12 protein-coding genes are annotated in these 12128 nt (G+C 75.2%); 2 read left to right on the top strand and 10 right to left on the bottom strand.

Going from position 1 to position 12128, the window contains the following annotated elements; all coding sequences use genetic code 11:
• The first annotated feature begins 116 nt into the window (after window positions 1–116).
• Window positions 117–1106 (top strand): carbohydrate ABC transporter permease, encoded by a 990-nt coding sequence (locus LY71_RS05740; protein WP_211297161.1) that lies wholly within the window; start codon window positions 117–119, stop codon window positions 1104–1106.
• Entirely contained in the window at window positions 1103–2026 is a 924-nt protein-coding gene (locus LY71_RS05735) for a carbohydrate ABC transporter permease (protein ID WP_106276009.1), read from the top strand. Before LY71_RS05740 ends, LY71_RS05735 begins: the two co-directional genes overlap by 4 nt.
• A gap of 123 nt (window positions 2027–2149) precedes the next feature.
• Here LY71_RS05735 and LY71_RS05730 read toward each other — a convergent pair whose 3' ends face one another.
• From LY71_RS05730 to ftsW, 10 genes are all read right to left on the bottom strand, one after another.
• Window positions 2150–2872 (bottom strand): DivIVA domain-containing protein, encoded by a 723-nt coding sequence (locus tag LY71_RS05730; protein ID WP_281261585.1) that lies wholly within the window; start codon window positions 2870–2872, stop codon window positions 2150–2152.
• 61 nt (window positions 2873–2933) lie between these two features.
• Window positions 2934–3230, bottom strand: coding sequence for a YggT family protein (locus tag LY71_RS05725; protein WP_106276007.1), 297 nt, complete (start codon window positions 3228–3230; stop codon window positions 2934–2936).
• A gap of 69 nt (window positions 3231–3299) precedes the next feature.
• Window positions 3300–4175: a cell division protein SepF gene (locus tag LY71_RS24415; protein WP_106276006.1), complete on the bottom strand. Its 876-nt coding sequence runs from the start codon at window positions 4173–4175 to the stop codon at window positions 3300–3302.
• Window positions 4175–4924, bottom strand: a complete 750-nt coding sequence (locus tag LY71_RS05715; protein ID WP_106276005.1) for a YggS family pyridoxal phosphate-dependent enzyme — start codon at window positions 4922–4924, stop codon at window positions 4175–4177. Before LY71_RS05715 ends, LY71_RS24415 begins: the two co-directional genes overlap by 1 nt.
• Window positions 4925–4991: 67 nt before the next feature.
• Window positions 4992–5678, bottom strand: a complete 687-nt coding sequence (gene pgeF, locus LY71_RS05710) for a peptidoglycan editing factor PgeF (protein WP_245887695.1) — start codon at window positions 5676–5678, stop codon at window positions 4992–4994.
• A 106-nt stretch (window positions 5679–5784) separates the two neighbouring features.
• Window positions 5785–7056 (bottom strand): cell division protein FtsZ, encoded by a 1272-nt coding sequence (ftsZ, locus tag LY71_RS05705; RefSeq protein WP_106276003.1) that lies wholly within the window; start codon window positions 7054–7056, stop codon window positions 5785–5787.
• Window positions 7057–7422: 366 nt separating this feature from the next.
• Window positions 7423–8211: a cell division protein FtsQ/DivIB gene (locus tag LY71_RS05700; RefSeq protein ID WP_245887694.1), complete on the bottom strand. Its 789-nt coding sequence runs from the start codon at window positions 8209–8211 to the stop codon at window positions 7423–7425.
• On the bottom strand, window positions 8208–9650 hold the full coding sequence (gene murC / locus LY71_RS05695) for a UDP-N-acetylmuramate--L-alanine ligase (RefSeq protein ID WP_106276002.1): 1443 nt from the start codon (window positions 9648–9650) through the stop codon (window positions 8208–8210). The genes LY71_RS05700 and murC overlap by 4 nt, the downstream gene beginning before the upstream one ends.
• Window positions 9640–10749, bottom strand: a complete 1110-nt coding sequence (murG, locus tag LY71_RS05690) for an undecaprenyldiphospho-muramoylpentapeptide beta-N-acetylglucosaminyltransferase (protein ID WP_106276001.1) — start codon at window positions 10747–10749, stop codon at window positions 9640–9642. The genes murC and murG overlap by 11 nt, the downstream gene beginning before the upstream one ends.
• Entirely contained in the window at window positions 10746–12119 is a 1374-nt protein-coding gene (ftsW, locus tag LY71_RS05685; protein WP_245887693.1) for a putative lipid II flippase FtsW, read from the bottom strand. Before ftsW ends, murG begins: the two co-directional genes overlap by 4 nt.
• Between the last annotated feature and the right edge of the window lie 9 nt (window positions 12120–12128).

Genomic DNA, 12128 nt, shown 5'->3' with positions numbered 1-12128 from the left:
GAGGTCCCGGCAGCCACCGGCTGACGGGACGCGCCCCACCCACCCTGGAGGCCGGGGGGACCACAGCACCGCTGCGGTCCCCCCGGCGTTCCGTTGCCGGAGAGAGGTCGTCAACGGTGCAGTGGTTCCTCGAGGCGAGCACGACGGGGCACAAGATCGCCCTGATGGTGGTCGCCATCCTCCTGTTCGCCGCCGTCATGGGGGCGATCCTGTTCGCGGTCGACCGGCCGCGGCGGGTGCCCAACTGGCTCGTCGCGGCCGGCTTCCTCGGCCCGACCCTCCTGCTGCTGCTGGTCGGGCTGGTGTACCCCGCCCTGGACACCATCCGCGGCTCGTTCTACAGCAAGAACGGCTCGGAGTTCGTCGGCCTGGACAACTACGCCACGGTCTTCTCCGAGCAGAGCTTCCAGCGGGTGCTGCTCAACACCCTCCTCTGGGTGGTGCTGGTGCCGCTGGTGACCACCGGCCTCGGCCTCGTCTACGCCTACCTCGTCGACCGCACGCGGTTCGAGGCGCTGGCCAAGGCGCTGGTGTTCCTGCCCATGGCGATCTCCATGGTCGGCGCCGGCGTCATCTGGAAGTTCGTCTACGAGTACCGCCCCGACCAGCCGGGCGTGAACCAGATCGGCCTGCTCAACCAGCTGCTCGTCCTCGTCGGGATCGAGCCGCAGCAGTTCCTGCTGAACTGGCCGTCGAACACCTTCTACCTGATCGTCGTGATGATCTGGATCCAGGCCGGGTTCGCCATGACCGTGCTGTCGGCGGCCATCAAGGCCATCCCCGACGACATCGTCGAGGCCGCCCGGCTCGACGGCGTCGGCGGCGTCGCGATGTTCCGCTACGTGACCGTGCCCAGCATCCGGCCCGCCCTGGTCGTCGTCCTGACGACGGTGGCGATCGTGACGCTCAAGGTCTTCGACATCGTGCGCACCATGACCGGTGGCCAGTTCGGCACCAGCGTCGTGGCCAACGAGTTCTACACGCAGGCGTTCCGGCAGTTCAACGTCGGTCTCGGCGCGGCCCTCGCCGTCCTGCTGTTCGTGCTGGTCATCCCGATCATCGCGTACAACGTCCGTCAGCTGCGTCTCGCCGAGGAGATCCGATGACCACGACCACCCCGGTCATGGCGCCCGTCCCCGTCGACGAGCGCCGGCTCACCCGCGCCGAGCGCCGCGCGGTCGCCGCCCGGACGAAGTTCAGCTCCCCCGCCGCGTCGGTCATCGCGCTGCTCATCGCGGTGCTGTGGACGGTGCCGACGCTGGGTCTGCTGATCACGTCCTTCCGGCCCGAGCTCGACATCCGCCGCTCGGGCTGGTGGTCGGTGTTCACCGACCCGACGTTCACCCTCGACAACTACAACGAGGTGCTCTACGGCGGCGGGACGAACTTCGCCTCGCTGTTCGTCAACTCGCTGGTCATCACGCTGCCGGCGGTCGTCATCCCGATCACCCTGGCGCTGCTGGCGGCCTACGCGTTCGCCTGGATCGACTTCCCCGGGCGCAACATCCTGTTCGTCGCCGTCTTCGCGCTGCAGGTGGTGCCGATCCAGGTCACGCTCATCCCCCTGCTGACCCTCTACGTCGACACCGGGCTGGCCGGGTCCTTCTGGACCATCTGGCTGTCGCACTCGATCTTCGCCCTGCCGCTGGCGGTCTTCCTGCTGCACAACTTCATGAAGGAGATCCCGGCGTCCCTGGTCGAGGCCGCGCGCATGGACGGCGCCGGCCACGTGAAGATCTTCTTCCAGGTGCTGCTGCCGCTGCTCACGCCGGCGATCGCGGCGTTCAGCGTCTTCCAGTTCCTGTGGGTGTGGAACGACCTGCTCGTGGCGCTGACCTTCGCCGGCGGCGCCCCGGACGTCGTCCCGCTGACCGTGCGGGTGGCCGAGCTGGCCGGCACCCGGGGCTCGGACTGGTACCTGCTGGCGGCGGGCGCGTTCGTGTCCATCGTGCTGCCGCTGGTGGTGTTCCTGAGCCTGCAGCGCTACTTCGTCCGCGGCCTGCTGGCGGGCAGCGTCAAGGGGTGAGGACCCCCTCCTCCCCCACCCCTCGCAAGCTCGGGGTGGGCCCCTAGGAGGGGGCCACCACGCAGAGGGCCCCCGGACGTCGAGTCCGGGGGCCCTTCTGCGGGTGCTGGTGAGCCGGCGGCCTCAGGCCGGGGCGTGCTGGGTCTGCCGGCCGGCCGAGGACGGCTCGGCCGAGCCGCGGGTGTCGAGGTCGCGCAGGTGCGACTCGAGGTAGGAGCGGAACCGCGTGCGGTACTCGCGCTCGAAGGTCCGCAGCTCCTCGATCTTGCGCTCGAGGTTGGCCCGCTTCTCCTCCAGGCCGCCCATGACCTCGGTGTGCCGGCGCTCGGCGTCCTGCTCGAGGGCGGCGGCCTTGGCCCGGGCCTCGCGCTCCATCGTGTCGGCGCGCGTGCGGGCGTCGCTGAGCATCGAGTCGGCGCGGGCGCGCGCCTCGGTGACCATCTGCTCGCTCGTGGCGCGGGCCTCGGCGACCATCCGCTCGCTGTTGCCCTTGGCCGTGGCGACCATCTGGTCGGCCTGCGACTTGGCCTCGTTGACGTAGCGGTCGGCGGTCTCGGAGGCCAGCGCCAGCATGCGGGAGGCCCGCGTGGTGTCGTCCTCGCGCAGGGCCGGGGGCGGCGGCGCGGGGGCCGGCGTCGGTTCGGGGGCGACCGGCTGGGCGGTGACCCGGCCGGTGCTCGAGCCCGCGCGCAGCTCGTTGTTCTCCTCGATGAGCCGGGCCAGCTCGGCCTCGACCACGTCGAGGAACGCGTCGACCTCGTCCTCGTCGTAGCCCCGTTTGCCGATCGGCGGCTTCTTGAAGACGACGTTGTGCACGTCGGCAGGCGTGAGTGGCAACGGGCTCACCTCGGGGTGGACGGCGGGTACGGGTCGGTCGGTCCCACGCGGGGAAGGCGCGGACTCGGGGTCACGCGCTGATGGCGAGCGACAGCGTGATGCTCCGGAGGATGTAGACGGCGATCAGGAGCACCATAAACGCCAGGTCCAGCCGGATGGAGCCCAGGTTCAGGGGCGGGATGACCTTCCGGATGACCTTGAGCGGCGGGTCGGTGGTCGCGTACACGACCTCCAGGCCCGCCGCGACCAGCCCGGAGGGCCGCCAGCTGCGTGCCAGCACCATCACCCAGTCCACGACGAAGCGCGCGAACAGCAGGATGAGGAAGACGAGCAGGACCGACGACACGATCTGCCAGAAGAGAGCCACTGTCCTCGCTCGTGCCGGGGCACCTGGGGTGCCGGGTGGGTCTGACCTCCTGCGCCCCGGCCGACGGCGTCAGGACTGGTCGAAGAACCCGCCCTCGCGGATCTTGGCCTTGTCCTCGGCCGTCACGTCGACGTCCTGCGGGCTGAGCAGGAACACCTTGGCCGTGACCGGCTCGATGCTACCGCGCAGGCCGAAGATGAGGCCCGCAGCGAAGTCCACGAGCCGCCGCGCGTCGGCGTGGTCGAGCTCGGTGAGGTTCATGATGACCGGGCTGCCGTCGCGGAAGGCCTCGCCGATGGCGCGGGCCTCGTTGTAGGTCTTGGGGTGCAGCGTGGTGATCCGGTAGGGCTCGCGCAGCGGGGCCGGGGCGGGGGCCGGCTCGGGGGCAGCGGCCACGGGCTCGCGGGCGGCCAGGCCCGCCGCGGCGCCGGAGCCGACCGGGCCGAGGCGCGCCGGGCCGGAGGACACCGGGGCGACGGGGCCGGCCGGCGGCTGCGCCAGGCCCAGGCGGGTGGCCCCGGCGCGGCGCAGCGCGACCGGCTCCGGGTCGGGCGCCGGCGCCAGCTCCACGCCCCGCGCGCGCTCGCCGGGGCGGCCGGCGTCGCGGTCGTCGTCGTAGCGCCGCTCGTCGAGGCGACGGTCGTCCAGCCGCCGGTCGTCGAGGCGGCGGTCGTCGAGCCGGCGGTCGTCGTAGCGGTCGTACTCGCCGCCGTAGGAGTCGAAGGAGCCGTGCGGGTCGGCGGTGTAGCGGTCGTCGTAGCGGCCCTCGTAGCGCCCGGGGCGGCTGTCGAAGCGGTCGCCCTCGTAGCGGTCGGCCTCGTAGCGGTCGGCCTCATAGGGCCCGGCGGGGTCGGCCTGGCGCGCGTCGTAGCGCCCGTAGGCGCGGGCGTCGTCGTCCTCGACGAGTCCGAGGTAGATGCCCATCTTCCGCATGGCCCCGGCCATCAGACCTCCTCCGGGGCCACCTCTGGTGGGACCCCTGTGACTGGTGTGACTCGGGGCGAGGTTAGGGGTCGCGCGCCGAACAGCGCGGTTCCGACACGCACCAGCGTGGCGCCCGCCGCGATCGCCTCCTCGAGGTCGCCGCTCATGCCGGCCGAGACCTCCGTGGCGCCGGGGTGGTCGGCGCGCAGCCGCTCGGCGAGCGCGGCGAGTCGGGCGAAGGCGGGGCCGGGCTCCTCGCCGCGGGGTGCCACGGCCATGAGCCCGCGCAGCCGCAGCCCGGGCAGCGCTGCGACCTCCCCCGCCAGCGCGGGGACGTCGGCCGGGGCGGCGCCACCGCGCTCGGCCAGCTCGCCGGCCGCGCCGCCGAGGTCGACCTGGACGAAGACGTCGACCGGCCGACCGCGCTCCTCCCCCGCCCGCGACAGCGCCCGCGCCAGCGAGGACCGGTCGAGCGAGTGGACGACGGCGCCGGTGCGCGCCACGGCGGCGGCCTTGTTGCGCTGCAACTGGCCGACGAAGTGCCACTCGAGGGGCAGGTCGGCGAGCGCGGCGGCCTTGGTGGTGAGCTCCTGGGCGCGGTTCTCCCCGAACGCGGTCTGCCCCAGCGCGGCCAGCGCGCGGACGTCGTCGGCCGGCCAGGTCTTGCTCACCGCCAGCAGCGACACGGTGGCGGGGTCGCGGCCGGCGGCGCGGGCGGCGTCGGCGATCCGCTGCCGGACGGCGGCCAGGCGCTCGGCCGGGGTGCTCATGTCCCCGATCCTGCCCCGTGACGGACGGGCGCGGCCCTCCTGCAGGGGACGGGAGCAGGAGGGTCCGTCAACCGAGCCAGGTGACGCCGGCCTGGCGGCCGGTGACGCCGTCGCGGCGGTGGCTGAACAGCCGCCGGTCCTCGACGGTGCAGCGCGGGTCGTGCACCACCTGCGCGACCCCGGCGCGGGTCAGGAGCTCCGCGAGCCCGGCGCGCAGGTCCAGCCCCGGCGTCCCGGTGCGCGTGCGGACGGCGGCCGCCGGTGCCACCCGGGCCACCTCAGCCTGCATGGCCCGGGGCACCTCGTAGTCGGCGCCGCACACGGCCGGCCCCAGCAGCGCGGTGGTGTCGCCCGGGCGGCTGCCGAGCCGGGCCATGGCGGCGAGCGTCGCCGGGACGACGCCCTGCCGGAGCCCCTCCCGGCCGGCGTGCACCGCGGCGACGACGCCGGCGACCGGGTCGGCGAGCAGCACCGGCACGCAGTCGGCGACGAGCACGCACAGCACCAGGCCCGGCGTGCGGGTGACCAGGGCGTCGGTGGCGGGCAGCGGCCCGTCGACCGGCCCGTCGACGACGGCGACGCCGGTGCCGTGGACCTGGTCCATCCACACCAGCCGGTCGCCGGGCACGCCGAGCTCGCGCGCCAGCCGGGCCCGGTTGGCCGCGACGTCGCCCGCGTCGTCGCCGACGTGCCCGCCCAGGTTGAACGCGTCGTAGGGCGGCCGCGACGAGCCGCCCCGCCGGTCGGTGACCACCCGTCGAGGGCGCACCGCCGGCGAGGCGGGTGAGGTGCTGGAACGGCCCCCGTGCAGGGGCCCGCCCCGAGCGGAGCGAGGGGTGGGGGGCACGGGGGTCCTTCTCCTACTGGCGGAGGAACTCCGGGATGTCGAGCTCCTCCTCGAAGTCCTCGTTGCCCAGGGGGCGGCGGCCGGCGGCCGGGGTGGCCGATCCGGTCGCGGCGGCGGCGTTGTGCACCGGCGGCAGCGGCGGGACGGTGAGGCCCCCCTGCGGCGCCGGGCGGACCGGGGCCGGGGTGGCGGCCGGCGCCGGAGGCACCTGGCCGACCAGCCGGTCGCCGGTGGCGCGCGGCAGGCTCGGGGCCGACGGCAGCGACGGCTGGGCGCGCGGCGGCGCCGGTGGGGCGGCCGGCACCGCGGCCACGCCGCCCTCCTTGCGCGCCGAGGGACGGCCGCCGTCGAAGCCCGCGGCGATGACGGTCACCCGCACCTCGTCGCCGAGGGCGTCGTCGATGACCGCGCCGAAGATGATGTTGGCGTCGGCGTGCGCGGCGTCGGAGACCAGCGAGGCGGCCTCGTTGATCTCGAACAGGCCGAGGTCCGAGCCGCCGGAGATCGACAGCAGCACGCCGTGGGCGCCCTCCATCGAGGCCTCCAGCAGCGGGCTGGCGATCGCCTGCTCGGCTGCCAGCAGCGCCCGGTTGTCGCCCCGCGCGCTGCCGATGCCCATGAGCGCCGAGCCCGCCCCGGACATGACCGACTTGACGTCGGCGAAGTCCAGGTTGATCAGGCCGGGGGTGGTGATCAGGTCGGTGATGCCCTGGACACCCGAGAGCAGGACCTGGTCGGCGGTCCGGAAGGCGTCCATGACGCTGACGTTGCGGTCACCGAGCTGCAGCAGCCGGTCGTTGGGGATGACGATGAGCGTGTCGCACTCGTTGCGCAGCTCCTCGATCCCCGACTCGGCCTGCACCGCGCGGCGCTTGCCCTCGAAGGAGAACGGCCGGGTGACCACACCGATGGTCAGCGCGCCGAGCTTGCGGGCGATCGAGGCCACGACGGGCGCGCCGCCGGTGCCGGTGCCACCGCCCTCGCCGGCGGTCACGAAGACCATGTCGGCGCCCTTGAGCACCTCCTCGATCTCCTCGCGGTGGTCCTCGGCGGCCTGACGGCCGACGTCGGGCTGGGCGCCGGCGCCCAGGCCGCGGGTGAGCTCGCGGCCGACGTCGAGCTTGACGTCGGCGTCGCTCATCAGCAGCGCCTGCGCATCGGTGTTGATGGCGATGAACTCGACGCCCTTCAGACCGACCTCGATCATCCGGTTGACCGCGTTCACACCACCGCCGCCGATGCCGACGACCTTGATGACCGCGAGGTAGTTGTGCGGAGGTGTCATGTGGGGCTCCCGACCTCGACCCTCATCCTCAAGTAAAGCCTTATAGTTATGTCAACTGGGTCGACGCGCACGAAGTTAGGTGGGCGTTCACGCGGCCTACAAGCACCCTCCCCGGCCCGGCGTGTCGCAGGAGTCGAACACCACGGACCTCCGGCGACCCGCTGGTCACATCTGCACCACGGTCGGTGACGACCCGCCTGTGCCGAGCCTCAGGTTCGGGTCGAGACCCGCTCCAGGGGCCGTCATGCGGAACTCGACAGGTCATCTGCCGTGTCGGGCGTGTCGCGCCGGTGGGCGTGTCGGCCGCGGCCGTCGTCGCAGCGGTGCGCGCCCGCCCCGACACGCACGGCGACGAGCCGGAGGTCCTCAGCGGAGGACGGCGGCGCCGGGTGCGCTGACGTCGATCGTGCCCGCCGGCTCCAGGGCTCCGGAGGCGAGCTGGGCGAGCAGGGCGACGAGGACGTCGGACTTGCCGGCGGCGTCGTCCGCGCCACCCCACACGACGGTGGTGCCGTCGGCGAGGGTCAGCGTGACGCCCTCGCCGGAGCTCGCCGAGGCGGCCGCCACCTCGCCGCGCACGTCCGCCGGCAGCGAGACCAGCGCGCCGAGCGCCGCGCGCGTGGCCGGGTCGTCGGGACCGGGGTCGGCGACGTCCAGCGGGACGACGCCGGCAGGCGACGGGCCGGTGACGGTGTCGAACAGCACGCCGTCGGCGTCGACGAGGGAGCGGGTGCCGGCCTGCTCGACGACGGCGACCGGTCGCCGCTCGACGACGGTGACGACCACGCTGCGCGGCCAGCCCCGGGTGACCTCCACCGAGGCGACCTGGGGCAGCCGGGCGACGCGACCGGCGGCGGCGTCGACGTCGACCCGCAGCAGCGGCGTGCCCTCGGCCACACCGGCCGCGGTGCGCACCTGCTCGGCGGTCAGCGTGGTGGCGCCGTCGACCCGGACCGTCTGCACGGCCAGCAGCGGGCTGGCCCACACCGCCCACCACACGGCGGCGACCGCCGCGAGGGCGAGGACCACGCGGACCAGCCGGCGGCGGCGCCGCTCGGCCGGGGTGTCGGGCCGCCGGCGGCGGGGCGCCGGCCGGACGACCTCCGCCGGGACCGCGCGCTCCCGGTCGGCGGTCGTGCGGCCGGTGCGGCTCACCGGTCGGGGTCGGCGCCGCCGCCGTTGCCGGTGAGCGCGGCGAGCACCTCGGGGCCGACCATCGAGACGTTGCCGGCGCCCATGGTGATCACCAGGTCGCCGGGACGGGCGCGGGCGGCCAGGGCCGGGGCGGCCGCCGACCAGGAGGGCTCGAAGTGCACCCGCTCGGCCGGCAGCGGCACGGCGTCGGCGACCATGGCGCCGGTGACGCCGGGGACGGGGTCCTCGCGGGCGCCGTAGACGTCCATGACCACGACCTCGTCGGCCAGGCCCAGGGCCTCACCGAAGGCGGCCGCGAACTCGCGGGTCCGGCTGTAGAGGTGCGGCTGGAAGGCCACCACCACGCGGCCCTCCCCCGCCACGGCCCGCGCGGCGCGCAGCTGGGCGGTCACCTCGGTGGGGTGGTGGGCGTAGTCGTCGTAGACCCGCACGCCCGCGGCGGTGCCCTTCAGCTCGAAGCGGCGGTGCACCCCGCCGAAGCGCTCCAGCCCGGCCACCAGCCCCGCCGCGGGCATGCCCAGCTCGAGCCCGGCGAGCAGCGCCGCGGCGCTGTTGCGGGCCATGTGCTCGCCGGGCACCCGGATGCGCACGCGGCCGAGCTCGGTGCCGTCGAGGACGGCGGTCCAGCTGGTGGCGTCCTGGGCGACCTCGAGGTCGACCAGCCGCAGGTCGGCGTCCGCCGCGGTGCCGTAGGTGCGCACCCGCGCCGGCGTCGGGACGCCGCGCAGCCGCGCGGAGCCCGGGTCGTCGGCGCACAGCACGACGAAGCCCGCCGGGTCGAGGGTCTGCAGGAACCGGTCGAAGGCAGCCTCGACCGCGGCCAGGTCGCCGTAGTTGTCCAGGTGGTCGGCCTCGACGTTGGTGACGATCCCCCCGAACGGCGCCAGCAGCAGGAAGGAGCGGTCGCTCTCGTCGGCCTCGGCGACGAAGACGTCGCCCTCCCCCGCGTGCGCGTTGCTGCCCGACTCGTTGAGGTCGCCGCCGATGGCGAAGGAGGCGTCGACGCCGCAGGCCTGCACGGCCACGGTGAGCATCGAGGTGGTCGAGGTCTTGCCGTGGGTGCCGGCGACGGCGACGCTGCGCCGTCCGGCCATCACCACCGCCAGGGCGACCGCGCGGGGCAGCACCCGCAGCCCGCGCTCCCGGGCGGCGGCGAGCTCGGGGTTGTCCTCGCGGATCGCCGAGGACACCACCACGGTGTCGGCGTCGCCGAGGTGCGCGGCGTCGTGGCCGAGCTCCACCCGGGCGCCCAGTGCCCGCAGCGCCAGCAGGGTCGGGGTGTCGCGGCGGTCGCTGCCGGACACGGTCACCCCGCGGGCCAGCAGGATGCGCGCGATGCCGCTCATGCCGGCACCGCCGATCCCGACGAGGTGCACCGCGCCGAGCTCCTCCAGCGCGGGCACCGGCGCGGTCCACGCGGCGGTCGCGTCAGCGGTCACCGGTCGCCACCTCCAGGACGATGTCGGCCAGCCGGTCGTCGGCGTCGGGGACGCCGGCCGCGGCGGCGTGCGCGGCGTACCCGGCCAGGGCTGCGGGGTCGGTGAGCAGCGGGACGAGCGTCGACCCGATCCACGCCGCGGACAGGTCGGCGTCGTCGACCAGGAACCCGCCGCCGGCCTCGACCACCGGCAGCGCGTTGCGCCGCTGCTCGCCGTTGCCGATGGGCAGGGGCACGAACGCGGCGGGCAGGCCGACGGCGGAGAGCTCGGCCACGGTGACCGCGCCCGAGCGGCACAGCGCCAGGTCGGCGGCGGCGTAGGCGAGGTCCATCCGCTCCAGGTAGTCGACGACGGCGTAGGGCGCCTCGCCCGCCGGGCGGGGCGGCACGGTGACGTCGGTGTTCTTGGGGCCGCGGGCGTGCAGCACCTGGATGCCGGCGGCGGTGAGCACGTCGGCCGCGGCGACGGCGGCCCGGTTGAGCGACGCGGCGCCCTGCGACCCGCCGAAGACGAGCAGCGTCGGCCGGTCGGCGTCCAGGCCGAAGGCGGCCCGGGCCTCGGCGCGGCGTGCGGCTCGGTCGAGGGTGGTGATCGACGCGCGCAGCGGCATGCCGACGTGCTCGCCGCGGTGCAGCGGCGTGCCGGGCACGGTGACGGCGACCCGCGCGGCGATCCGGGCACCGACCCGGTTGGCCAGCCCCGGCAGCGCGTTCTGCTCGTGCACGACCACCGGCACGCCCGCCCGGCGCGCGGCGAGGTAGGCCGGCAGCGCGACGTAGCCGCCGAACCCGACGACGACGTCGGCGTCCACCTCACCGAGCAGCGCGCGGGTCTCGGCGACCGAGCGGCGCACCCGGCCGGGCACCCGCAGCAGGTCGAGGGTGGGCCGGCGCGGCAGCGGCACCGGCGGGATCAGCCGCAGGTCGTAGCCGCGCGCCGGGACCAGCCGGGTCTCCATGCCGCGGGCGGTGCCCAGGCAGGTGATCCGCAGGCCGGCGTCCCGGCGGCGCAGCGCGTCGGCCAGCGCGAGCATCGGCTCGATGTGCCCGCCGGTGCCCCCGCCGGCGAGCACGACGCTGCGCGCTCCCCCGGCGGTCACCGGGAGCGTCCCGGGCGGTCGGCCGGGCGGGCCGGCACGCGGTCGCGCTCGGGACGGCGGCCCGGCGACGGCGCGGCGCGCCGGTCGGGCCGCGGCACCTCGGCGGGCCGGCGGACGGGACGGGCGTCGACCGGGCGCCGCGGCAGCGCACCCGGGCGGGCGGCCGGGCCGCCGTCGCCGCGCCCGGGGCGCGACCGGCGGGGCCGGACGGGGTCGACGGCGTGCTCGGGCACCGGCAGCAGCCAGCGGGCCAGGCGGCCGCGCTCGGTGCGCCGGGCGTGCTCGATGGCCTCGGGCTCGGACCGTGCGAAGCGGATGAGGATCCCCACGATGAAGAGGGTGAGCACCAGCGAGGTGCCACCGGCGGACACGAGCGGCAGGGTGACGCCGGTGACCGGGAGCAGGCCGACGACGTACCCCATGTTCATGGCCGCCTGGCCGACCAGCCACACGGTGATGGCCACGCTGGCCAGCTGGACGAAGCGGTCGGCCGCGCGGCGGGCGATGCGGAAGCCGGCGTAGGCCAGCACCGCGTAGAGCGTGACCACCACCAGGCAGCCGAGGAAGCCGAGCTCCTCGCCGATGATCGCGAAGATGTAGTCCGACTCCGCCTCGGGCAGCAGGTTCCACTTCATGGCGCTGTTGCCCAGGCCCACGCCCCACAGCCCGCCGGTGGCCAGCGCGTAGAAGCCGCGGATGGCCTGGAAGCCGGTGTCGGTGGGGTCGGCGAAGGGGTCGAGGAACGCGGTGATCCGCTCCAGCCGGTACGGCGCGGCCCACACCAGGAGGACGACGCCGGTGACGGCGGACGCGCCCAGCACCGACCACACCCGCCACGGCGCCCCGCCCGCCCACAGCAGGCCGAGGAGCACCAGCGCGAGGCTGACCACCGCGCCGAAGTCCGGCTCGAGGATGAGCAGGACGCACAGCACGAGGAAGGCCGGGACCAGCGGCACCAGCAGCGTGCGGACCGTGAGGAGCCGCCCGCGCGCCGCCAGCACGTGCGCGCCCCACAGGGCCAGCACCAGCTTGGACAGCTCCGAGGGCTGGAAGTCGGTGAACCCGAGGCTGATCCAGGCGCGGGAGCCGTTGTACTCGGTGCCGATGCCGGGGACCAGGACGGCGAGCAGCAGGACGGCGACGCCGAGGAGCGCCACCGGCGACCAGCGGCGCACCAGCCCCACCGGCAGCCGCACGGCGATGCCGAGCGCGACCAGGCCCAGTGCGGCGAAGACCAGCTGGTCGAGGCCCGGCTGCCAGGCCGGCTCGTCGTTGAGCGCGGCCTCGATGGCCGAGGCCGAGAACACCATGACCAGGCCGATGGCCAGCAGCAGACCGGCCGCGCCGATGACCAGGTGGCAGCTGGTCATCGGGCCGTC

Origin of the sequence: Geodermatophilus tzadiensis (assembly GCF_003002915.1) — a bacterium.
Taxonomy (GTDB): domain Bacteria; phylum Actinomycetota; class Actinomycetes; order Mycobacteriales; family Geodermatophilaceae; genus Geodermatophilus; species Geodermatophilus tzadiensis.
Note: the sequence above shows the minus strand (reverse complement) of the source record. Positions and strands in the feature narration are given on the sequence as shown.

Bases quoted from the DNA above. Each gene is read 5' to 3' on its own strand.
- LY71_RS05735 (WP_106276009.1), top strand. From the start codon at position 1,103: ATGACCACGACCACCCCGGTCATGGCGCCCGTCCCCGTCGACGAGCGC.
- LY71_RS24415 (WP_106276006.1), bottom strand. From the start codon at position 4,175: ATGGCCGGGGCCATGCGGAAGATGGGCATCTACCTCGGACTCGTCGAG.
- LY71_RS05715 (WP_106276005.1), bottom strand. From the start codon at position 4,924: ATGAGCACCCCGGCCGAGCGCCTGGCCGCCGTCCGGCAGCGGATCGCC.
- ftsZ (WP_106276003.1), bottom strand. From the start codon at position 7,056: ATGACACCTCCGCACAACTACCTCGCGGTCATCAAGGTCGTCGGCATC.
- ftsW (WP_245887693.1), bottom strand. From the start codon at position 12,119: ATGACCAGCTGCCACCTGGTCATCGGCGCGGCCGGTCTGCTGCTGGCC.